16 protein-coding genes are annotated in these 22,778 nt (G+C 39.7%); all 16 read left to right on the forward strand.

Going from position 1 to position 22,778, the window contains the following annotated elements; translation table 11 throughout:
* The coding region (locus AN392_RS18705) for a hypothetical protein (protein ID WP_235575574.1) at nt 1-221 on the forward strand (221 nt) is incomplete at its 5' end.
* A 36-nt stretch (nt 222-257) separates the two neighbouring features.
* Complete coding sequence (locus AN392_RS05325) at nt 258-638, forward strand: hypothetical protein (RefSeq protein WP_008112036.1); 381 nt, start codon at nt 258-260, stop codon at nt 636-638.
* Nucleotides 639-766: 128 nt separating this feature from the next.
* Nucleotides 767-1,225: a GAF domain-containing protein gene (locus tag AN392_RS05330; protein WP_054201014.1), complete on the forward strand. Its 459-nt coding sequence runs from the start codon at nt 767-769 to the stop codon at nt 1,223-1,225.
* The gene (locus AN392_RS05335; RefSeq protein ID WP_010390163.1) at nt 1,225-1,503 is read left to right on the forward strand and encodes a hypothetical protein; all 279 of its coding nucleotides are present in this window, start codon (nt 1,225-1,227) and stop codon (nt 1,501-1,503) included. The genes AN392_RS05330 and AN392_RS05335 overlap by 1 nt, the downstream gene beginning before the upstream one ends.
* A 16-nt stretch (nt 1,504-1,519) precedes the next feature.
* Entirely contained in the window at nt 1,520-2,158 is a 639-nt protein-coding gene (gene proQ, locus AN392_RS05340) for an RNA chaperone ProQ (protein ID WP_010390161.1), read from the forward strand.
* A gap of 27 nt (nt 2,159-2,185) precedes the next feature.
* The gene (gene prc, locus AN392_RS05345) at nt 2,186-4,210 is read left to right on the forward strand and encodes a carboxy terminal-processing peptidase (RefSeq protein WP_010390159.1); all 2,025 of its coding nucleotides are present in this window, start codon (nt 2,186-2,188) and stop codon (nt 4,208-4,210) included.
* 159 nt (nt 4,211-4,369) lie between these two features.
* Nucleotides 4,370-5,854, forward strand: a complete 1,485-nt coding sequence (nhaC, locus tag AN392_RS05350) for a Na+/H+ antiporter NhaC (RefSeq protein ID WP_041709519.1) — start codon at nt 4,370-4,372, stop codon at nt 5,852-5,854.
* 50 nt (nt 5,855-5,904) lie between these two features.
* Nucleotides 5,905-8,499, forward strand: a complete 2,595-nt coding sequence (pepN, locus tag AN392_RS05355; RefSeq protein WP_055012081.1) for an aminopeptidase N — start codon at nt 5,905-5,907, stop codon at nt 8,497-8,499.
* 3 nt (nt 8,500-8,502) lie between these two features.
* Nucleotides 8,503-8,724 carry a DUF2835 domain-containing protein gene (locus tag AN392_RS18405; RefSeq protein ID WP_010390154.1) on the forward strand — a complete coding sequence of 74 codons (222 nt, stop codon included), beginning with the start codon at nt 8,503-8,505 and terminating at the stop codon, nt 8,722-8,724.
* Between the two features lie 253 nt (nt 8,725-8,977).
* Complete coding sequence (locus AN392_RS05360; RefSeq protein ID WP_054201010.1) at nt 8,978-11,074, forward strand: DUF1302 domain-containing protein; 2,097 nt, start codon at nt 8,978-8,980, stop codon at nt 11,072-11,074.
* A gap of 13 nt (nt 11,075-11,087) precedes the next feature.
* Nucleotides 11,088-12,452, forward strand: coding sequence for a DUF1329 domain-containing protein (locus tag AN392_RS05365; protein WP_010390152.1), 1,365 nt, complete (start codon nt 11,088-11,090; stop codon nt 12,450-12,452).
* A gap of 124 nt (nt 12,453-12,576) precedes the next feature.
* Nucleotides 12,577-13,572: a YCF48-related protein gene (locus AN392_RS05370; RefSeq protein ID WP_054201009.1), complete on the forward strand. Its 996-nt coding sequence runs from the start codon at nt 12,577-12,579 to the stop codon at nt 13,570-13,572.
* Nucleotides 13,572-15,893 carry an RND family transporter gene (locus AN392_RS05375; protein ID WP_055012082.1) on the forward strand — a complete coding sequence of 774 codons (2,322 nt, stop codon included), beginning with the start codon at nt 13,572-13,574 and terminating at the stop codon, nt 15,891-15,893. Before AN392_RS05370 ends, AN392_RS05375 begins: the two co-directional genes overlap by 1 nt.
* Nucleotides 15,894-16,103: 210 nt before the next feature.
* Nucleotides 16,104-20,945 carry an NAD-glutamate dehydrogenase gene (locus AN392_RS05380; RefSeq protein ID WP_055012083.1) on the forward strand — a complete coding sequence of 1,614 codons (4,842 nt, stop codon included), beginning with the start codon at nt 16,104-16,106 and terminating at the stop codon, nt 20,943-20,945.
* A 105-nt stretch (nt 20,946-21,050) separates the two neighbouring features.
* The gene (gene pyrD, locus AN392_RS05385; protein ID WP_010390146.1) at nt 21,051-22,061 is read left to right on the forward strand and encodes a quinone-dependent dihydroorotate dehydrogenase; all 1,011 of its coding nucleotides are present in this window, start codon (nt 21,051-21,053) and stop codon (nt 22,059-22,061) included.
* Nucleotides 22,062-22,191: 130 nt separating this feature from the next.
* The gene (locus AN392_RS05390; RefSeq protein WP_054201007.1) at nt 22,192-22,722 is read left to right on the forward strand and encodes a cell division protein ZapC; all 531 of its coding nucleotides are present in this window, start codon (nt 22,192-22,194) and stop codon (nt 22,720-22,722) included.
* The last annotated feature ends 56 nt before the right edge of the window (nt 22,723-22,778 follow it).

A 22,778-nucleotide genomic window follows, 5' to 3' on the forward strand; every position in this document is an offset into this window, starting at 1 on the left:
ATGGCAGAGTGGTCGAATGCACCGGTCTTGAAAACCGGCAGGGGTTTATAGCCCCTCTAGGGTTCAAATCCCTATCTCTCCACCATTATCAGATAAGCCCGCTATTTGCGGGCTTTTTTGTGCCTCATATTCGCTATACCTTTTTCAAAACCAAGCATATTCAGTTAAAAAATACGACCATAGTCTCTATTTATAAGCTTTGGCTCTTAGTGCATGCTTAGAAATTAAAGATTTATGTTTTTGTTAAGGATCTTACAATGAAACATCAACTCGCAAAAAGTGTCGCACTTTCATTATTATCTCCCGTTATTATTGGCAGTATGTTGGGGATTTACTACGCATTGACTATGCGCGGTGACGCTGTTTCTATTTTTTTAGGACTATTAATGACCGCTATTGCTAACGCGCACATAGTGGGTTTAACTATGGCCGCATTTGTAGTGCCGGGTTATTTACTTATGTTTAAGTATTCTAAGGTAAATTATTCTGGAGTATTAACACTGGGCTTGCTGGGTGGCGCTATTTTTAGTTATCTTTTGAGCGCCACTACAGGCGAGATCTTTTTAATCAATAGTGTGATGTCAGGGTTTGCCGCTGGACTGTTTTTATTCGGCCTGCGTAAATCGGTACAAAGTTAATTGCGGAATATTTAATCAAGTGTGTCGTAAAACCATGTAATTTCCTTTTTTTTACCCGCAAAAGGTTTCAATTTTTAGTGACAAAGAGTACCTTTAGCTACTGTATGTTTAATAAGAAGTAGTTTGGTATGCAAAAGCACGATTTTTACCAGTCATTAGTTAAGCAAACTGAATCGCTGATAGGCGGTGAATCAAACATAATTGCCAATATGGCAAATATAAGCGCGCTGTTATTTACCTCTTTAGAAGATGTGAATTGGGCGGGCTTTTATTTTATGGATTCACCATCAGAATTGGTACTTGGTCCATTTCAAGGCAATCCAGCTTGTATTCGTATTCCAGTAGGAAAAGGGGTATGTGGCACTGCTGCGGCGACCGAGCAAACCCAATTAATTTCAGATGTGCATGCTTTTGACGGTCATATAGCCTGTGATGCAGCATCAAATTCTGAGATAGTTGTACCTATCATGAAAAATGGATCTGTATTTGCGGTACTAGACATAGATAGCCCAAGTATTGGCCGATTTGATACTGATGACCAAGCAGGGCTTGAAGCACTTGTAAAATGCTTAGAGGCTAGCCTGTAATGAAAGACTTGCTAAATGTTCAAGACTACCTTTTTGCCGTTCAAGATGTTGGTGATTGGGAAGGGGATGAAGAACATGTAGCGGAAACGCTCAATGATTTGATTCACATGGCATGGGATCGTCTACCTGATGATTTAGACTGTGATTCAATTGATGAAATTATAAATGGTATTTGGGAACATTTACGTGGTGATATGGCTGTGATTGAAGCTGACTTTGAAGAGTTAGCCGATTGGTGTATCCACTATGTTGATTCTGCCCTTGATGAAAAGATGTGATTAAATAGGTTCTAAAATGGAAACCACAAACAAGCTAAAAGATATTAATGAAGTATTGGAGTTCTTATATCAAGAATTTCCACAATGTTTTAAACAAAAAGAGGGCATTCAGCCGCTTAAAGTAGGTATTTTTAAAGATATCGCTGAGCGTATTGAAGGCTCTGAAAAAGTTAGTAAGACACAAGTTCGTCAAGCACTTAGAAAATACACATCTAACTGGCGCTACCTTGAAGCGGTTACTAAATCTGAATTTAGAATCGATCTTGACGGAAATCAAGGCGAAAAAGTTGAGCAAGAGCATATTGACCACGCACAAAAAGCGTTGGAAGAAAGCCGTGCTAAAATGGCAAAGCGTAAAAAGCAGCAACGCCCTCGTCAAGATTCAGAAGCAAAATCTTTCAAAAAGAAACCAGCTAACGCGGCTAAAAATTCATCGGCTGCAGCAAAGCCTGCAAAAGCCGCTGCGCCTAAGCGTTCAGGAAAAGTTGAACCTTTACCAGCAGGCGAGGTCAAGGTTAATAACAAGGTTAAAGTTAAACTTGGCCAAGCACTTGTTAATGCAGTAATCACTGAAGTAAACAAAGACGATGTTCACGTTGAATTAGTGACCGGTATGCAAGTAAAAACCAAAGCCGACAGCTTATACATCATTTAAGTTGCGAAAAAAATTAAGGAGTTGTGTATGAGTAAAAAGTTTACGCTCATTCCGTTAGTTGCTGCGCTGTTTTCAGGTTCATTATTGGCTGCAGTAGAGCCGGTAACATTAGAAGACTTACCTTTGCTCAAGCAAGAAAGTCAGCACGGTACAGCCAGTAAACGAGTGGCTAATCTATTTACTCGTTCGCATTACACACCTGTTCGATTTAACGATGAGCTTTCAAGTAAAGTGTTTGATCGTTACATCGAATCCCTTGATTTTAATAAAAGCGTGTTTTTGAAAAGCGATATTGACTCTTTTGAGCAATATCGTGAGCGTTTCGATAACGCGCTTATTAGCGGCAAGTTAGGCTTTACATTTGATATTTTCAACTTAAGCCTTAAACGTCGTTTTGAACGTTACGAATTCTCGCTTTCACTACTTGAAAATGAAATGACGTTTGACACTGAAGATGAATATTTTTATGACCGTGAAGATGCTCCATGGGCGACCACGCAAGCTGAATTAGATGAAATTTGGCGCGAGCGAGTAAAATATGATGCATTACGGTTAAAAATGACAGGTAAAGATTGGCCTGGCATAAAAGACGTTTTAACCAAGCGTTATAAAAATGCAGAGAAGCGTCTTGTACAATCAAAATCTGAAGATGCATTTCAAATTGTAATGAATTCACTTGCACGTAGTATTGAAGCACATACTTCATACTTATCTCCACGTCGTGCAGAACAGTTCAAAATGGATATGGATCTTGAGCTTGAAGGGATTGGTGCAGTATTAACGCCTGATGAAGACTACACGGTAATTCGTAGTTTAGTGCCTGGAGGCCCGGCAGACAAATCTGAGCAAATTAAAGCCGATGACCGCATTATTGGTGTGGCTCAAGATGGCGAAGAGTTTGTTGATGTAATTGGCTGGCGTTTAGATGATGTGGTTGATTTAATAAAAGGTCCTAAGGGTACTAAAGTGCGTTTGCAATACCTAAAGGGTGCAGATGCTCACGGTACGCCAAAAGTGGTTGAAATTACCCGTGATAAAATTCGTCTAGAAGACAGAGCTGCCAAATCAGAAGTGTTTGAAGCCAGTTATTCTGATTTAACCAGCAAAATTGGTGTAATAGAAATCCCTGGTTTTTACAATAACTTATCTAAAGATGTAAAAGTTGAGCTGGCTAAACTCAAAGAACAAAACGTAGACGGAATTATTATTGATTTACGTCAAAATGGCGGCGGTTCATTATATGAAGCTACGCAGTTATCAGGTTTGTTTTTTGATCAAGGTCCAGTAGTACAAATTCATACTTTAAACAACCGTATTGAAGAGCAAAAAGATCGTGACGGCATTACTTATTATGATGGCCCACTCACAGTGCTTGTTGATAGATACAGCGCATCCGCGTCTGAAATTTTTGCCGCAGCTATGCAAGATTATGGCCGCGCCGTTATCATTGGTGAGCAAACCTTTGGTAAAGGGACCGTGCAGCAGCATAAAGGTTTAGCGCGTGCTTATGACTTATACGATAATCCATTAGGTAGTGTGCAATATACAATTGCAAAGTTTTACCGCATTAATGGTGGTAGTACACAGCACAAAGGGGTGATCCCAGATATTACGTTCCCATCGGCTATTGACCCTGCAGAGTGGGGGGAAAGTAAGCAAGATAATGCACTACCATGGGATAGCATAGTACAAGCAACGTATAAGCAAATAGGGCGTTTAAACCCTGTTATAAATGTGCTTGAAAAACAGCACAATGAGCGAATTAAAACTGAACCTGAATTTAATTATGTGTTTGAGGATATCGCTCGTTACAACGAAGAAAAAGATCGTAAAACAATTTCTTTAGTCGAGAAAAAGCGCATTAAAGAAAAAGAAGAAAATGAAGCGCGAGCACTAGCACGCACTAACGAGCGTTTAAAGCGTTTAGGCAAACAACCTGTTGAAAACTTGGATGATGTGCCTGAGGTGATTGAAGAGCTTGACCCGTTTCTTGAAGAAGCAGCTCTTATTACGCAAGATTATATCAAATATGGTCGCGTAGCTAAGCGCTAAATTCAGCTTCACTTTGTAAAAAAAAAGGCGCCTAGGCGCCTTTTTTACTATCGATAATTTGCTAAATTGTTATAATCGCGGATTACCAAAAGTTGAGCTAGATCAATAGTGCTCAATAAATGCGCGTACGTGCTAATAAAAATAATCAACATGCATCGAATGTGTGTAGGAGTCTATATTTTGAAGCCAATTGAAGAAAAACCACTAAAAAGTGCCTCGTTTTTTGATGCACTCATCCCAATTGCTGTATTAATTTGTTTATTAGGTGCCGCTGTGTACTTATTTGGTGATGACTCATCGTCAGGTCCCAATCAAATTGCCTTGTTGTTTGCAACATTCGCTGCGGCGTTAATTGGTTTAAAAAATGGCTACACATGGAAGAAATTAGAAGATGCAATGATTGAGGGGATCACCTTATCTCTTAGTGCGATTTTAATCTTACTCATGGTAGGGGCATTAATCGGAACTTGGCTATTATCAGGAACCGTTCCGACATTAATTTATTACGGTCTACAAATTATCAATCCCAGCTGGTTTTACGCCGCGAGTTGTTTAATTTGTGGCATTGTAGCAATGAGTATTGGTAGTTCATGGACTACAGCAGCAACTATAGGTGTTGCGTTACTCGGTGTTGCTTCAGGACTGGGTTTAGAGCCGACAGTTACCGCGGGTGCTGTAATATCAGGCGCTTATTTTGGCGATAAGCTAAGTCCATTATCTGAAACAACCAATTTAGCTCCAGCCGTTGCTGGTGCAGATTTGTTTGAACATATTCATCATATGCTTTGGACTACAGTACCTAGCTTTGTAATTGCATTAATCATCTTTGTTTTCATGGGCTTTAACGCGACAGCAGCGGGAGAGGCTGGTCAAATAGACCAAATAACTGCAATTCTTCAGCAAAACTTTAACATTGGCTTAGAAATGTTGGTGCCGTTAATTGTATTACTCGTACTTGCTATTCGAAAAATGCCAGCGTTTCCCGCCATTTCTATTGGTGCTGTGATCGGCGCGGTGTGGGCTATGCTATTTCAATCGGACTTAATTGCTAGCCAAATAGACATGACTCAGGGTGAGTTTGTCGGTTACTTTAAACTGGTTTGGACCACCTTTTTTGATGGCTTCACGATTAACACGGGCGATGCGAAAATGGACTCGTTACTGAGCGGCGGCGGTATGTCTGGCATGCTAACAACCACATGGTTGATCATGACAGCACTGATGTTTGGTGCAATTATGGAAAAGACGGGTCTACTTGATATATTTGTTAAAAGTATTCTAAAAATAGCAAAAAGCACTGGCTCTCTTATCGCCTCCACTATTGCAACGTGTATTGGTACCAATGTTATTGCTGCCGATCAGTATATTGCCATTGTGGTACCTGGGCGGATGTTTAAAGAAGAATACAAAAAGCGGGGCTTAAAGCCTGTTAACTTATCACGTACTCTAGAAGATGGCGGTACAATTACTAGCCCACTGATACCGTGGAATACGTGTGGTGCGTATATGCAAAGTGTTTTATTAATCAATCCGTTTGACTATGCGCTTTATGCTTTCTTTAACCTTATAAATCCTTTCTTAGCCGTGATTTACGCTTACTTAGGAATTAAGATACTACGTATTAAACCTAAACAAACGGCTTAATTTAAGTAGCTCCTTTTATCACTAAAAGGGGCTATTTTTTTGGAGTGAACATGACTGAACTACAAAAACCTCAAGCAGAATATCTAAAAGACTACCAAGCCCCCCATTTTTCAATCGAACACACTGAGCTGACGTTTGATTTACAGCCATTACAAACTCAGGTAAATGCTTTATTAACACTTAAGCGCGTTGGCGATTCAAATGCACCACTGGTATTAGATGGCATTGACTTAACTTTGATCTCATTGTCGGTAGAGGGTGAGGAGCTCACAGATTATAAAATTATAAATCAGCAATTAATCATTAATAATCTACCTGATGAGTGTCAGCTAAGTATAGTGACGCAAACATCACCGCAAACCAATACTTCACTTGAGGGGTTGTACTTATCGGGCGGGGCTTACTGTACCCAATGTGAAGCACAAGGGTTTAGAAAAATAACCTACTATATGGACCGTCCTGATGTCCTTTCTACTTTTGATGTCACTATAATTGCAGATACAATATTCCCACATTTACTTTCAAATGGTAATCAAGTTGATAGCGGTGAAACGCAAGATGGACGCCATTTTGTAAAATGGCAAGACCCATTCAAAAAGCCTAGCTATTTGTTTGCCTTAGTAGCTGGGGACTTTGATGTTTTACACGACAAATACACAACACGTAGTGGTAAAGACGTCACCTTAGCGTTATTTGTTGATAAAGGAAATTTACCAAAAACAGAGCATGCCATGACTTCGCTTAAAAAAGCGATGGCTTGGGATGAAACTCGCTTTAATTTAGAGTACGACCTTGATATTTACATGATTGTTGCCGTTGATTTTTTCAATATGGGAGCAATGGAAAATAAAGGCTTAAACATTTTTAACAGTAAATGCGTGTTGGCGAATCAAGAAACGGCAACCGATAAAGATTACCACACCATTGAGTCTATTGTTGGCCATGAGTACTTTCATAACTGGACCGGAAATCGTGTAACTTGCCGTGACTGGTTTCAATTGTCTTTAAAAGAAGGCTTGACGGTATTTCGAGATCAAGAATTTAGTAGTGATTTAGGCTCTCGTGCGTTTAATAGAATTGATGCTGTAAAAGTGATGCGTACTCATCAGTTTAGTGAAGATGCAGGCCCTATGGCTCATCCGATACGTCCAGAAAAAGTGATTGAAATGAATAACTTTTACACTGTGACTGTATATGACAAAGGGGCAGAAGTAATTCGCATGATGCATACCCTTTTAGGTGAGCAAAACTTTCAAAAAGGCATGGCTTTGTACTTTGAACGCCATGATGGGCAAGCGGTGACGTGTGATGATTTTGTTGCAGCAATGAGTGATGCATCATCCATTGATTTATCACAATTTAAGCGTTGGTATAATCATTGTGGTACGCCTCGCCTAAACGTAACTAAAAAGTATGATGAAGCTTCGCAAATATTCTCGCTTACCGTAGAGCAGCTTACGCCAGCGAACCAGCCTGATAATGCAATGTTACATATCCCTTTTGCTATTGAGCTTTTAGACTCTCAGGGGCAAAGTATTACATTGCAATACCAAGGAAAACAGCTTGATAATGTGTTGGATGTAACTAATAGCTCGCAAACATTTTACTTTGATAATATTCACAGTAATCCAACCGCTGTATTGCTCGAAGATTTTTCAGCCCCATGTATTTTAAATCAATCTATTAGTGAAGCGGATTTACTGCATATTATGCGTTTTGCGCGTAGCGATTTTTCACGCTGGGATGCACAACAGCAGTTATTTATTAACGCTCTTAAAGCCAATGTTACTTCAGCAAGTAAAACTCCATTGAGTGAGGAGGTGGTTGATGCACTTCGCACATTGCTATCTCAACGTGAGGGTGATTTAGCATTGATTGCTGAACTGTTGAAGTTACCAAGTTTTGATACCTTAGCTGCTGAATTTGAAATAATACCGGTAGATCAGATAACGGCAAACATTGAGTTATTTGAACAGCAAATAGCCACACAATTGCACAGTGAGTTTTTAAGTTGTTACCAGGCAATCATTGATGATGGTAGTGTGAGTGCCCAAGCGGTTGCAATACGTGCGTTGAAACAGCTTTGTCTTCATTACTTGGCAAAAACCGACAGTGTTGATGCGGCAAGTTTAATTGAGCAGGCTGCATCTTCAACAAATATGACCAATGTACTCGGTGCATTAAGCAGTGCGGTTAAAGCAGCTCACCCATTGTCAGATCAATTGCTCGAGCATTTTGACGCTCAATGGCGCCATGATGTATTAGTAATGGATAAGTGGTTTGCTTTGCAAGCAATGAACTCTGCTGAAGATGCTATCGAGAAAATAAAAGCCTTGTACTCGCATCCTTGCTTTGATTTTTCGAATCCAAACCGAGTACGTGCATTAGTGGGCAGCTTTTCTCATTTTAATACGGCACAGTTTCATCGTTTAGATGGCAAGGGCTATACATTACTTGGCGATTTATTGATTAAGCTTAATGCGATTAACCCGCAAAATGCATCTCGAATGTTAACGCCGTTTATGTCGTGGCGTCGCTATGACGAAAGGCGTGCAACTGCAATGAGGGCTCAACTAGAGCGATTAGCTAACTTAGAAGGGTTAAGTGACGACTTATTTGAAAAGGTTGAAAAAGCCTTACAGTAAATCATGATAGAACATTATTTTAGTATGAATTTGAGCTATACAAAGTGCATGGATTATTACCATGGACGGTATAGCTCTATCCAAGTGACAGCTGATAGCGGTAAAACAATTCGTTTTTCTGCTCATTATCTTCGACCTTTTATTTCGAGTTTAGGGATCCGAGGTCGATTTAGACTTATTTTAAGTAATGAAAACAAGTTCATCCGTCTCGAACGAGTAGCCTAGCTATTGTTTTTTATGATATAGATATACACAAATATTGCCTTTTTGTTAATTTCGATTTGTCCTATTGTTAATTTACGTGTATAAATTATCTGGTATGACGTCTTACCAATACGTAAACGTCGAACAAATAAAAAACTTATAACTGATTGAAGGCGACCATTTGTAATTTGTTTAATTCGCTTCTATCGTTACGATTACACTAAAAACAATAACTTGATCACACAAAAAATACCCGCGACAGGGGGGAACCAAAATGATAAGAAGATCGCTTTTTGTTAAAAATAAAATAGTACTCGGCTTAACAGCTGCGGCTATCGGTTTATCTGCAGCACAGACACAGGCTGCAACATTTGAGGTAGGTGGTTTTGATATCGCCTTCGATTCTACTTTTTCTTATGGCCAAAGTATTCGTGTTGAAGACCGTGACTTTAACATCATAGGTAAAAGTAATAACCCATCTTTCGATTGGACTGGCTATAACCCAGGTGTCAATCCGATTTATTCATCACAAGATGTTTGGGCTCAACCGGGCTCTTACTCGAACAATGGCGATGCCGGTGATTTAAACTTTAATAGCGGCGAGTCTTTCTCAAAACTATTGAAGGGCACGCATGACCTTTCAATAAGTAAAGATAACTACGGCTTATTTACCCGTTTTATGTATTTTTATGATTTTGAATTAATGGACGGCGATCGTGCTTATGTTAATCCAACATCAGGGCAAGGTGTAGATCCTTGTGATGATGATGATACTAAAGAGCAAAGTTGTGCAGACCTTCGTTTACTTGATGCCTACGTATGGGCGAACTTTGATTTAAACGATGGTTATAATCCACTGTCAATTCGCTTGGGTCAACAAGTAGTAAACTGGGGTGAAAGTACGTTAATTTCTCATGGTATTAACGTAAACCCGGTTGATATTGACCGTTTGAAAGCTCCAGGGGCTGAACTAAAAGAAGCGTTTATTCCAGTTGGTATGTTGTGGGCATCGCTAGGGCTTACTGAAAACATCACCTTAGAAGGTTTTTATCAGTATCAATGGCATGAAACTCGCCTACCAGCAGCAGGGACTTATTTTTCTACCAATGATTTTGCTGCAGAAAATGGTTATCAACAAAACGTTCAGCTAGGTTTTACCTCAAATCCTGATATTGATTTAGCATTTTTAACCAATAGTTTAAACAATCTAATGGCAACTTATGGCCAAGTGGCTGCGAGCCAAGGTATTGACCCATCAAGCTCAGCTGGCCAAGAGCTATTGGCAAATATGTACTTAGCGTACCCGACCAAGGTCGCGCTAAAAGGCAAAGGCTACGATGGCAAAACAGAGCCAGATGATGGCGGCCAATATGGTTTACGCTTAGGCATGTTCTTACCCGAGTGGAACGATACAGAAGTGGCACTTTACCATGTAAATTACCATAGCCGTCGTCCACTTATTTCAGGTCGCGTATCTAACTTCACGCAAGCATCAATACAACAAGATTTAGCGATGATTGCTACCACAGAAATTACCTCTGATAACGTATCTGATTTAAAAGCATTTGCTAAAGCAACTAACGAGTACCCTGAAGATATTAAACTTTACGGTTTAAGCTTTAACACTTCACTTGGTGAAACAGCGTTTGCTGGTGAGTTTACTTTTCGTGAAGACGAACCGCTACAAATCGATGACGTAGAATTACTTTATGCAGCAATGCCTGAACAATTAGCTATTGCGGGTTTACGTCCTGAGTTTGCAGGTATTTCGCAAATGAGTAAGGGCGATGCTGCAAGTGTTGTTGGCCCTGGTGAATTAGCCAAAGGTTATATTGAGCGCAATACATCACAATTACAGTTTACGGCAACGCATTTATTTGGCCCGTCATTAGGTGCTGATAGTTGGGCTGTGGTGGGTGAAATTGGTGGTGTTCGTATCAACAATATGCCTGAATACGATGAAATGCGCTTGAATGTGTCTGGTACTGGTCGAAGCGGTATTATGCAAGGCCCTGGTAGTTCAGATTACTCTGCATTACACATGGCGTTATCAAATGGCCCTGAGCAAAAATCGTTTGCTACGGCTTCATCATGGGGCTATCGCCTAATTGCTAAAGGTGACTACTTTAACCTTTACAACGGTATTAACTTTTCACCACGTTTTGTATTTTCGCATGATGTAAATGGTAATACGCCGGATCCAATGTTCTTATTCATTGAAGATCGTAAGTCGCTAGGTGCTACCATGAGCTTTAATTACCAAAATGCATGGTCTTTGGATGTAAGTTACAACTCATTTTGGGGTGGTGGCGACACCAACACTTTCTCTGACCGAGATTACGTTTCTTTTAACTTAAAATATTCTATCTAGGGGTAACATTATTATGATTAAAAAACCTACCCTCATTGCTACAGCGTTTTGTAGTTTGTTTGCAAGCCACGCAGCGCTGGCTAAAATTAGCCCAGAAGAAGCTGCGCGCCTTGGTAAAGACTTAAGTCCAATTGGTGCGGAAAAAGCAGCGAATGCTGATGGCTCAATCCCAGCATGGAATGGCGGTATTACTGCTGCTCCAGCAGGTTATGAACCGGGTATGCACCACTTAGACCCTTATGCAACCGATAAAGTATTATTCACTATTGATAAAAGTAATATTGATAAATACAAAGAAAACTTAAGCCCAGGACAAATCGCGTTATTTGAAGCGTACCCAGATACGTTTAAAATGCCAGTGTATGAAACCCGTCGTTCTGCGTCTTTTCCACAATTTGTGTACGATGCAACCAAAAAGTTTGCAACGTCTGCTGAATTAGTTGAAGGCGGAAATGGTATTAAAAGTACAGCTATTGGTATTCCATTTCCAATCCCTAAAACGGGTTTAGAAGCAATTTGGAACCATTTACTGCGTTATCGTGGTCAGTCTATTGAGCGTTTTGGTGGTCAGGCAGCACCGACGGCATCGGGTTCATATAACTATGTTGGTTTTGATGAGCAGTTATTAGTTAAGTATTCAGATCCAAGTGCTACTCCGGCTGAACTACAAGATTCTAATATTTTGTTTAAGTTTAAACAGCAAGTGACAGAGCCAGCCCGTTTGGCAGGGACCGCGTTATTGGTGCATGAAACTATGGACCAAATTTTAACGCCGCGCCAAGCGTGGACGTACAATTCAGGTCAGCGCCGTGTGCGTCGTGCACCTAATGTAGCATACGATGCACCGGGTACAGCAGCAGATAGCTTACGTACAACTGATGACTTTGATATGTTCAATGGCTCGCCAAATCGTTATAACTGGACGCTAAAAGGTAAGCAAGAGCTTTACATCCCATATAATAGCTACAAGCTTCACAGCGACAAGCTAACTTATGATGATATTTTAAAGCCTGGCCATATCAACCCTGAGCATACACGTTACGAAAAACACCGTGTATGGGTTGTTGAAGCAAACTTAAAAGATGACACCCGTCATATTTACAAAAAACGTGTTTTCTACATTGACGAAGACAGTTGGCAAGTTCATGTTACCGATATTTACGATAATCGTGACCAACTTTATCGTGTAGCAATGGCTTATGGTCTTAACTACTATGAAGTACCGACACAGTGGAGTACGCTTGAGGTATACCACGATCTTAATTCACGTCGCTACTTAGCCATTGGTCTAGATAACCAAGAAAAGATGTATGACTTTTCTCAGTCATTTAATGACAATGAGTTTACATCGAGCGCTTTACGTCGCGCTGGCAGATAGTATAAAAGCAGGCACCTAGTTTCCTAGGTGCCTTTTTTCTTTCACATCGCGTTTGTCTATTAACGCACAGGTTTTCCTCTTTATAACAGACAAACAAATCCTCAGTTCAAGGCGAATTTAATTTATGAAGTATTTGGTCTATGCCAGCCTGATCCTAAGCGGTGCGAGTTTTGCACAAGACGCACCTCAAAGTGCGATTAGCGCAATTAATGCAGATAAAACACTCCTTACCGATATTACCCAAACTTCAGCAGGGCTTATTGCTGTAGGTAAACATGGGACGGTCATTAAAAGTATTGATGGTAGCGATTGGCAACAAGCGAAATTGGTACCTACACAAGTATTACTAACAGCGGTTGAATTTACTAATGATTCTAATGGCTGGGCATGTGGACATGACGCCACAATTATTAATACCACCGATGGTGGTGAAAACTGGCAGTTACAACAAGCAAAACCAAGTTTAGATAAACCCTGTTTAGATATTTATTTTAAAGATGACTTAAATGGCTATGCGGTTGGCGCTTACGGTATGTTTTATCAAACAAGTGATGGCGGAAAACATTGGCAAAAACGCTTTTTAGATTCACTGTTATTTAGTGAAGATAGAGATTATTTAAATGATTTAAAACAAACCGATCCTGAGGGTTACGAAATAGAAACCTCGTCTATATTACCTCACTTTAATCGCATTGAACCGACTAGTTCGGGTTTAATGCTGGTCGGTGAGATGGGCTTAATGGCAAAAAGTGATGACGATGGCCAAACATGGCAACGTTTAGATGAAATTTACCCTGGTTCATTTTTTGGATTTGCTTCAGATTCATCGCAACAAATTGTTGCGGGGTTACGTGGTAATATTTTCCTAAATAAAACCGACAGTCAGCACTGGCAGCACTTAGACAATGATAAAACAGCTACTGTAAATAGCATCATTAATTATAATAATAAACAATGGCTATTATTGGCTAATAGCGGTGTTATTTTTCACCTTAAAGATGATGTGTTGTCGTACGAGCAGTTGGCTGATGGTAAAGCGATTCTTGATGGCGTGATTGTTAAAGATAAACTGATCATGGCAACAGAAAACGGCATTAAAGTGAAGGAGTTGACCCCTTAATGCAAGCAATTTTAGATTTTTTAGAAAAAGCGATTTTTAGACACCGCTTAGTGGTGCTCATAAGTTTTGTGTTGATCACCTGTTTATTGGTTTTTAAAGCAACGCAGATTCAGCTTGATGCGTCATTTAATAAAAATATTCCGCTTAACCATGATTATATGAAGGTGTACACCAAACATGAAAAACAGTTTGGTGGCGCTAATAGTATTTTAATTTCAGTATGTGATGACAGTGGTGATATTTTTAACCCTGAATTTTTTACTCAATTAAAAGCTGTGCATGACCAACTTTACTTTATTCCAGGAGTAAATCGTCCCTTAGTAAATTCAATTTTTTCACCTAGTGCTCGCTTTGTTGAAGTCGTTGAAGATGGCTTTGCTGGCGGGCCTATTATACCAGCCAACTTTAAAGCCGATAAGCAAGGCTTAGGAATTGTTAAAGAGAACATTGAAAAGGCCAAAGTAGTGGGTCGTATGATAGCAAGCGATTATTCGTGTGCCATGGTCACCGCCCAACTGTTAGAGACTGATCCGCAAACACAAGAAAAATTAGACACTCTCGCTTTTGCAAAAAAATTAGAAAGCGAAATTCGTGAGCCTCTAAGTACCGAAAAGATCAGTATTCATATTATTGGTTTTGCAAAAATGGCCGGCGATATAGCCGAGGGCGCAAAAGGGGTTGTATTATTTTTTGCCATTGCAATTGCGTTTACTTTTGTCATGGTATGGCTATTTTGTGGCAGCTTAAAACTTACTATCTTACCGATTGTGTGTTCAATTATTGCGGTAATTTGGCAGTTAGGATTGCTTTCTAGCTTAGGCTTCGGTCTTGATCCTATGTCTATCTTAGTGCCATTTTTAGTCTTCGCTATTGGTGTAAGCCACGGTGTGCAGATGATTAATGCCATTGGTAAAAAGGTTGCTGAAGGTAAGTCTACAGCAATATGTTGCCAATCAAGCTTTAGGGCTTTACTTGTGCCTGGCGGGATTGCGTTGTTATCTGATACGGTTGGCTTTTTAACCCTATTAACCATTGATATCGGTATTATTCGTGAACTTGCTATTACTGCGAGTTTAGGTGTGGCAGTGATTATATTTACTAATCTGATTTTGTTGCCAGTGTGGGCGTCGTATATGCGCTTTGAAAACAGCATCCATATTCAATCAGGTGATGCTAATAAACCGAACATACTCGATGCAATGCGCGATTTGTTGGTTAAAGCAACCGACCCAAAAACAGCAAAAATCATTATTGGTTTCACTCTGGTTTTATTTGCACTGGGCTATTGGCAAGCAGACAAAATGCGTATTGGTGATTTACATGCTGGGGCACCATCATTGCACCAAGATGCACGTTACAACCAAGATACTTTCTTAATATCGGACAAATACACTATTTCTTCGGATATTTTAAAAGTCATTGTGGAAGCATATCCTGCTGCGTGTACCGAGCATGACGTCATGGAGCGTATATCGCGCTTTCAGTATAAGGTTGAAAATTTAGCTGGTGTACAATCAGCGGTCAGCCTAAGCTCAGTGGCACAATCAGTTAATGCCGGTTATAACGAGGGTAATTTAAAGTGGCAAAGTTTGCCGCGCAATTCTGCCAGTTTAGTGCAGTCAACCTCTCGCGTTGAAACCAGCACAGGGTTATTAAACGGTGATTGTTCAGTAATGCCCGTGATTATATTTTTAGATGATCATAAAGCACAAACTATTGATAACGTGATTGCAAAGGTAAAACAATTTGCTGTTGAAGAGGGCACAGACAAGCTTGCTTTCAAATTGGCATCAGGTCCAGTAGGTGTGATGGCTGCAACGAATGAGTCTGTTTCAGCTGCGCAAATCCCTATGATGCTCTATGTTTATGGTGCGGTCATTATTTTATGCTTACTTAGCTTTAAGAGTGTAAAAGCGACTGTTGCAGTGGTATTACCCTTGTACATAGTCTCAACTCTTGCGCAAGCACTTATGGTTCAGCTTGAGATTGGTCTAACTGTTTCAACCTTACCAGTAATTGCTTTGGGCGTAGGTATTGGTGTTGATTACGGTATTTATATTTTGTCATCGATGATGGGGCAGTTAAAACAAAACGTGCCATTGAGTATTGCTTATCGTAATGCATTAGTTGAACGTGGTAGTGCGGTGTTATTTACTGGTATTACATTAGCAATTGGTGTTAGTACGTGGATTTTTTCTGATTTGAAGTTCCAAGTTGATATGGGAATTCTGCTTACCTTCATGTTTTTAGTAAATATGTTGGGTGCTGTATTACTTTTACCTGCAATTGGTAGCTTGCTCTGGACTGACCAGAAAAAATAAGGTGAATAAATTTGCTCCAAAATGGCCAGTAATGGCCATTTATATCTATATTTTGTGAATAGATGACCAAATAGCTGAAATGCTTAAAATGTTTTCATCGAAAAGGCTGTTTATTAGTTTTAAAAGGGTTAGAATTTAACTGACTCCACGCTAATAAATGGCTGTACAAATATTCTGCTAAACTAGCAGTGATAGATTAAGGAACATACAATGACACGAAATGAAGGCCAAGCCTCGGTTATTTTAGATAACGTCTGTAAGCTTATCCAGAAAAAAGTTCGCGCTGATAATGTGTTACTCGTTGAGAAATTCGCCAAAGCCTTGTACAGCAATATGTCTAAAGAGGATTTGGCAAATCGCAACGACAGTGACTTATATGGTGCTGCACTCAGCCTTTGGAATTCGCTAGAAAAAAATACATCAGATGACGCAGTTATTCGCGTTTTCAACCCTGAAGTGGCAAAAGATGGCTGGCAGTCATCACATACCATTGTAGAGATCATTGCTAAAGACATGCCGTTTTTAGTTGACTCTGTACGTATGGCCATGACACGAGAAAACATCGCCTCTCACTTACTTCTTCATAGTCCACTGAAAATTCAACGTGATAAAAACGAAAAAATATCTGGATTATCAAGCTTAAAAGCAGAGCAAGAATCAACATCAACAAAAACTGTATTCTTTATAGAAATTGACCGTCAAACAGATGCAACTGTTATTGAGTCTTTCAAAAAAGAGCTTGAATCAGTACTTGTTGATGTATCGGTTGCGGTTGAAGATTGGCAGCCTATTCGCGAAAAATTAATCGCGGTAAGCAAAAGCTTGCCAAAAAGCCATAAAGATAAAAATGACAATGAAATAAATGAAACCGTTGAGTTTTTAGATTGGCTAGTAAAAGACAACTTTACATTAATGGGTTATCGCCAATATGAACTTTCACCAGTTCAGGGCGACTATCAATTAAAAGGTAAAATGGATACCAGCTTAGGGTTAATGAAAAACTCTGATGCTGAGCATACACGTTTGCTTTCTGAGTTACCTGAAGTGGCTCGCCAAGAAGCACGCAGTAGTAACCTATTAATTTTAACTAAAACTAATTCATTGTCTCGCGTTCATCGCCCAGCTTACATAGATTATGTGGGTGTAAAACGTTTTGATGACAAAGGCAATGTTATTGGTGAAGATCGTTTTATCGGTTTGTTTTCATCAAACTTTTACAACAATAGCGCTGCTGATGTACCGGTTCTTAAAAGTAAAATTAATCGTATTATGGATATGTGTGACTTCGCTAAAGGGACACATGCATACAAAGCCGTATTAAATATATTAGAAACCTACCCACGTGACGAACTGGTACAAGCTCGTGAGAATGAGTTACTAGAAGTTGCCATGGGCGTGTTGCAAATACAAGAACGCGACATGTGTCGTTTATTTGTTCGTAAAGATGCATATGGCCGTTTTTTATCATGCATGGTTTATGTACCACGTGAGCGTTATAACACAGCGCTTCGCCGCGAAACGCAAGCTATTTTAGCTAACGCATTTAATTCTGACGTTAAAGTCGAATTTACTACCTATTTCTCTGAGTCTACACTGGCGCGTACCCATTACACTGTTCGTGTGACCGACAACAATATTGAATATAACGTGAAAGACATAGAAAACAACCTAATAGAAGCCGCTCGTACTTGGGAAGACAAATTACAATCAGCCTTACTTGAATCTGCTGGTGAGGCCCGTGGTAATGAATTAAACCGTAAATATTGCAATGCCTTTGCACGCTCATACAAAGAAGAAGTATTACCTAGCGCTGCAGTGGTCGATATTGAAAAGCTAGAAATGCTAAGCGATGATAACAAGTTAGAAATGTTGTTCTATCGTCCACAAGAAGAAGCAAGCAGCAATATTGTGCGTTTAAGCTTATTCCATAAAGATGAACCAATTCATTTATCTGATGTTATGCCAATGCTTGAAAACTTTGGTTTACGTGTTGTAGGTGAAACGCCATACTCGGTTAAAACCAGTGATGGTGGCGTAAATTGGGTCATGGACTTCTCTATGCTAATTGATAGCAAAGGGATGGCTGATTTTGATAAGATCTCTGCACGTTTTCGTGCTGCATTAACCAGTGTATGGGCAAACCGTTTAGAAAACGATGGCTTTAACCGTCTAGTGTTAATGGGTGGTTTAACGGGTCGTGAATCATCAATTTTACGTGCATACGCAAAATACATGCGCCAAATAGGGGTTACTTTCTCGCAAACGTATATTGAAAGTACCTTTGCAAATTACCCGCATATTGCTGCTAAAATTGTTAACTTATTCTCTAAAAAGTTCTCTGTAAAAAGCCCTGCAAGTGCTAAAACACTTGAAAAACTAGGCTTAGAAATTTATGCAGAGTTAGAAAACGTAGCGAACCTTGATGATGATCGTATTATCCGTTTATACGTTGATATGATTGTTGCTACATTACGTACGAACTACTTCCAAAAAGATGCTGAAGGCAAATTTAAGTCGTACATCTCACTTAAAATTCAGCCAAGTTTAATTCCAGAAGTCCCACTACCTGTGCCAGCGTTTGAGATATTTGTTTATTCTCCACGTGTTGAAGGTGTGCATTTACGTTTTGGTAAAGTTGCCCGTGGTGGATTGCGTTGGTCAGATCGTCGTGAAGATTTCCGTACAGAAGTACTTGGCTTAGTAAAAGCGCAACAAGTTAAAAATACCGTGATTGTACCGGTAGGTTCAAAAGGTGGATTTGTATGTAAACAACTACCTAGTGAACGTGAAGCGTTTATTAAAGAAGGCCAAGAATGTTATAAAATCTTCATTCGTGGTTTATTAGATATCACAGACAATATTGACCGTGGTGAAATTGTACCTGCTGTTGATGTTACACGCCATGATGAAGACGATGCGTACCTAGTAGTAGCAGCGGATAAAGGCACAGCAACATTCTCTGATATTGCCAATGGCATCGCAAACGAATATAACTTCTGGCTAGGTGATGCGTTTGCATCAGGTGGTTCAGTAGGTTATGACCATAAGAAGATGGGTATTACGGCTCGTGGTGCATGGGAGTCTGTAAAACGTCACTTCCGTGAAATGGATATTAACTGTCAAACCACAGACTTTACAGCAGTAGCTATCGGGGACATGGCCGGTGACGTATTTGGTAACGGTATGCTGTTATCAAAGCACATTCGCTTGCAAGTGGCGTTTAATCACTTACATATCTTTGTTGATCCAAACCCAGATGCAGCAGCTTCTTATCCAGAGCGCGAACGTTTATTTAATTTACCACGTTCATCATGGGAAGATTACAATAAAGAGCTAATTTCAAGCGGTGGTGGTATTTTCTCGCGTGCTGCTAAGTCGATTACGCTTACGCCTGAAATGAAAAAGATGTTAGGCACTAAAAAAGCCAGCATGACGCCAAATGAGTTGATCAAAGCATCATTAATGATGGACCATGATTTATTGTGGAATGGTGGTATAGGGACTTACATCAAGCATTCTAAAGAAACCGATGCAGATGTTGGAGATCGTGCAAATGATGCGCTGCGCATTAATGGTAAAGATCTTGGTGCTAAAATATTTGGCGAGGGCGGTAACTTAGGTGCAACTCAATTAGGTCGTATTGAATTTGCAGCTCAAGGCGGTCGTGTAAATACTGACTTCATCGATAACGTAGGTGGTGTTGCGTGTTCAGATAACGAAGTAAATATTAAAATTTTACTTAATGGTTTAGTTGCTGAGGGCGACTTAACGCGTAAGCAACGTGATGAACTACTTTATTCAATGACCGATGAAGTGTCTGAATTAGTACTTAAAGACTGTTATCGTCAAACGCACACTTTATCGATCACTCAATCTAAAGGAACCTCAACGCTTAAAGAAAAAATTCGCTTTATTCATGCACTTGAAAAAGACGGCAAGTTAGACCGTGCCATAGAGTTTATTCCTACCGATGAAGAGTTGGCAGAGCGCGCCGCTGCAGGTAAAGATTTAACACGCCCTGAGCTATCTGTATTAGTTTCTTACGCGAAAATGGTACTCAAAGAGTCTTTGGTAACTGATGAGATTACAGAGAATCCATATTACCGTCAGTTATTAGTTAAATCATTCCCGCGCCCATTACGTGAGAAGTTTAATGATGCTATGGATAATCATCCACTACGTAAAGAGATTATTGCCACCAAGTTAGCAAATAATATTGTTAATGATATGGGCTTAAACTTTATGGTGCGTATGAATGAGGAAACCGGTGCTAACGAAGCTGAAATAGCATTGTGTTACTCAATCGCAAGTGAAATTTTCCAAATGCGTGAAACATGGTTATCTATTAGTGATTTAGATAATAAAATACCATCGAACGTACAAACAGAAATGTTATACCAGTTACGTCGTACAGTTCGTCGCGCTACACGTTGGTTCCTTCGTCATCGCACGAAAGCACAATCAATTGAGCAAGCGATTGAAATTTTCTCACCAACATTTGCCGATTTAAGTGAAAACTTAACTAAATACATCGTTAAAACAGAAAGCGATCGTATTGTAAGTGCCCGTGAAGAACTAACACAAAGCGGTGTACCTACAGATATCGCACAGCGCATTGTGTCGTTATCAAGCTTGTTCTCGGTAATGGATTTAACGCAAATTGCTCAAAACTCTAATCGTAAAATCGATATGGTGTCGCACACTTACTTTAAATTAGGTGCGCAAATGGGACTACATTGGTTCTTAGATCAAATCACTAATCAACCGGTTTCTAACCATTGGCAGGCATTAGCGCGTGCATCATATCGTGAAGAGTTAGATTGGCAGCAACGCACCTTGTCAGAAGTGGTATTAAACAGCTTTGAAGGTGAAAGCAGTGATGTAGATGGTCAAATTGAACAATGGATGGATAGTCAAGATCTGTTACTTCAACGTTGGAAGCAAATGTTGACAGAGTTTAAAACATCGCAAAGTCACGATTTTGCTAAGTTCTCAGTGGCATTAAGAGAGCTCATGTTACTTGGTCACAACTGTGATACATCAGCAAAGTAACAAACTGCTAATGATTAAAACTAATCGTTAAACAGTTTTTGTTATATAATACCTCAGCCTTGTCTGAGGTATTTTTTTGTCTACAATTTTAAGAGGATTATATTCATGTTCTACGATTTAGCTCGCCGTTTTATGTTTACCCGTGATGCGGAGTGGGCCCATGATTTTGCTCTTAATAATTTACGTCGCTTTGCTAACACGCCATTAAGTGCTGCATGGTCACAAAGCGTGGCAAATAAACCAGTGAACTTTTTAGGCCTCGAATTTAAAAACCCAGTAGGGCTTGCTGCAGGTCTTGATAAAAATGCGGAGTGTATTGAGGCATTCGCTCAAATGGGTTTTGGCTTTGTAGAAGTGGGTACAGTAACACCGCGTCCTCAAGCGGGGAACGATAAGCCGCGGATATTCAGGTTGCCGCAGTCAAATGCGATTATTAATCGTATGGGCTTTAATAACAAAGGTGTTGATAATTTAGTTAACAATGTTAAAGCAGCTAAATACGATGGTATTTTAGGTATCAATATTGGTAAAAATAAAGATACACCAAATGAGCAGGGTAAAGATGATTACATTCACTGTATGCGTAAAGTGTTTGAGCATGCATCATACATCACTGTAAACATTTCATCACCCAATACCCCAGGCTTACGAGACCTGCAATATGGCGCAGCATTAGATGACTTATTACAAAGCTTGAAAAACGAACAGCTTGATTTAATTGCCAAGCATAATAAGCATGTGCCTATGTTGGTGAAAATTGCGCCAGACCTAGATCCAATTCAAATTGAACAAGTGAGCGAGTCACTGTTAAATAATAAAATTGATGGTGTTATAGCCACAAATACCACCTTAGAGCGTAGCTTAGTGCAAGGTCAGCAGTATGCTGATGAGGCAGGCGGTTTATCAGGAGCGCCAGTTAGGGAGCGTTCCACCCATGTTGTTTCTGAACTCAAGCGTTTAACAAACAATCAGTTACCTATTATTGGTGTGGGTGGTATTGATGATGCTAAATCAGCAAAAGAAAAATTTAATGCGGGTGCAGATTTAGTTCAAGTTTATACCGGTTTCATATACAAAGGGCCGCAATTGGTCAAGTCGATCATTAACGACTTATAAGGATCAGTTATGTAAGCTTTTGATCGTTCGATAAATGTTCTAAAAAGACGTTTTAAAAATGGTCAAAAGCAGCTATACTCTAAGCTTATTGTCTTATTTTATTTTTTAAGTACTAAGTAGGGAGGAGCAAATGTTACAAGCGTCAAAGCAATGGCAGTGGATAGCGTGTGCTGAAAAAAACCGCTTACTGCTTGATTTAAATGACGATATGCAACTTTGTACACCTTATAAGCTTAGACAGCTCACCGATTGTGCTTTTGAAAACCCATACTTCAGCCTTGAAGATGCAGCCTTTTATGAGCAAGTTTATTATTACCTTGCGCAGTTTAATTTATGGAATCCTGCCCAGTTATGCCAAATAGCGCTCAATGCAACGGCAGTTAAATTTCAATTAAAACCAGTGTTGGCAAAAAGTTGGTTTTTTAAACCGTATACTGGTAGTACACCTAGTACTGAAGCGGTTATTAATTTAAGCTCAGAATCACAAACTGGCGAGTTTTTAATTATAGAGCATTGTCCAGATGCTTCTGTGTGCATTAATTTAAGTGAAACCTTTGCACTAGATGACAATCTATCACTTGCCCAGTTTGAAGTTATCCGCGTTTTAAACAACCGAGTTCACCCCTTAATTACCTCACAGTACGATAGCCAAACAGCTTAGCCTAATTTAGTCTTTGAGACTTGTTTAAGGCGTATTTGTACGCAAACCTATGTTAT

This window comes from Pseudoalteromonas sp. P1-16-1b, assembly GCF_001401785.1.
GTDB classification, from domain to species: Bacteria; Pseudomonadota; Gammaproteobacteria; order Enterobacterales; family Alteromonadaceae; genus Pseudoalteromonas; species Pseudoalteromonas undina.

Excerpts from the sequence above, each read along its gene's own strand:
- AN392_RS05335 (WP_010390163.1), top strand. The coding sequence starts at position 1,225 with ATGAAAGACTTGCTAAATGTTCAAGACTACCTTTTTGCCGTTCAAGAT.
- AN392_RS05390 (WP_054201007.1), top strand. The coding sequence starts at position 22,192 with ATGTTACAAGCGTCAAAGCAATGGCAGTGGATAGCGTGTGCTGAAAAA.
- pepN (WP_055012081.1), top strand. The coding sequence starts at position 5,905 with ATGACTGAACTACAAAAACCTCAAGCAGAATATCTAAAAGACTACCAA.
- AN392_RS05330 (WP_054201014.1), top strand. The coding sequence starts at position 767 with ATGCAAAAGCACGATTTTTACCAGTCATTAGTTAAGCAAACTGAATCG.
- proQ (WP_010390161.1), top strand. The coding sequence starts at position 1,520 with ATGGAAACCACAAACAAGCTAAAAGATATTAATGAAGTATTGGAGTTC.
- AN392_RS05370 (WP_054201009.1), top strand. The coding sequence starts at position 12,577 with ATGAAGTATTTGGTCTATGCCAGCCTGATCCTAAGCGGTGCGAGTTTT.
- pyrD (WP_010390146.1), top strand. The coding sequence starts at position 21,051 with ATGTTCTACGATTTAGCTCGCCGTTTTATGTTTACCCGTGATGCGGAG.
- prc (WP_010390159.1), top strand. The coding sequence starts at position 2,186 with ATGAGTAAAAAGTTTACGCTCATTCCGTTAGTTGCTGCGCTGTTTTCA.
- AN392_RS05325 (WP_008112036.1), top strand. The coding sequence starts at position 258 with ATGAAACATCAACTCGCAAAAAGTGTCGCACTTTCATTATTATCTCCC.
- nhaC (WP_041709519.1), top strand. The coding sequence starts at position 4,370 with ATGTGTGTAGGAGTCTATATTTTGAAGCCAATTGAAGAAAAACCACTA.
- AN392_RS18405 (WP_010390154.1), top strand. The coding sequence starts at position 8,503 with ATGATAGAACATTATTTTAGTATGAATTTGAGCTATACAAAGTGCATG.
- AN392_RS05360 (WP_054201010.1), top strand. The coding sequence starts at position 8,978 with ATGATAAGAAGATCGCTTTTTGTTAAAAATAAAATAGTACTCGGCTTA.
- AN392_RS05375 (WP_055012082.1), top strand. The coding sequence starts at position 13,572 with ATGCAAGCAATTTTAGATTTTTTAGAAAAAGCGATTTTTAGACACCGC.
- AN392_RS05365 (WP_010390152.1), top strand. The coding sequence starts at position 11,088 with ATGATTAAAAAACCTACCCTCATTGCTACAGCGTTTTGTAGTTTGTTT.
- AN392_RS05380 (WP_055012083.1), top strand. The coding sequence starts at position 16,104 with ATGACACGAAATGAAGGCCAAGCCTCGGTTATTTTAGATAACGTCTGT.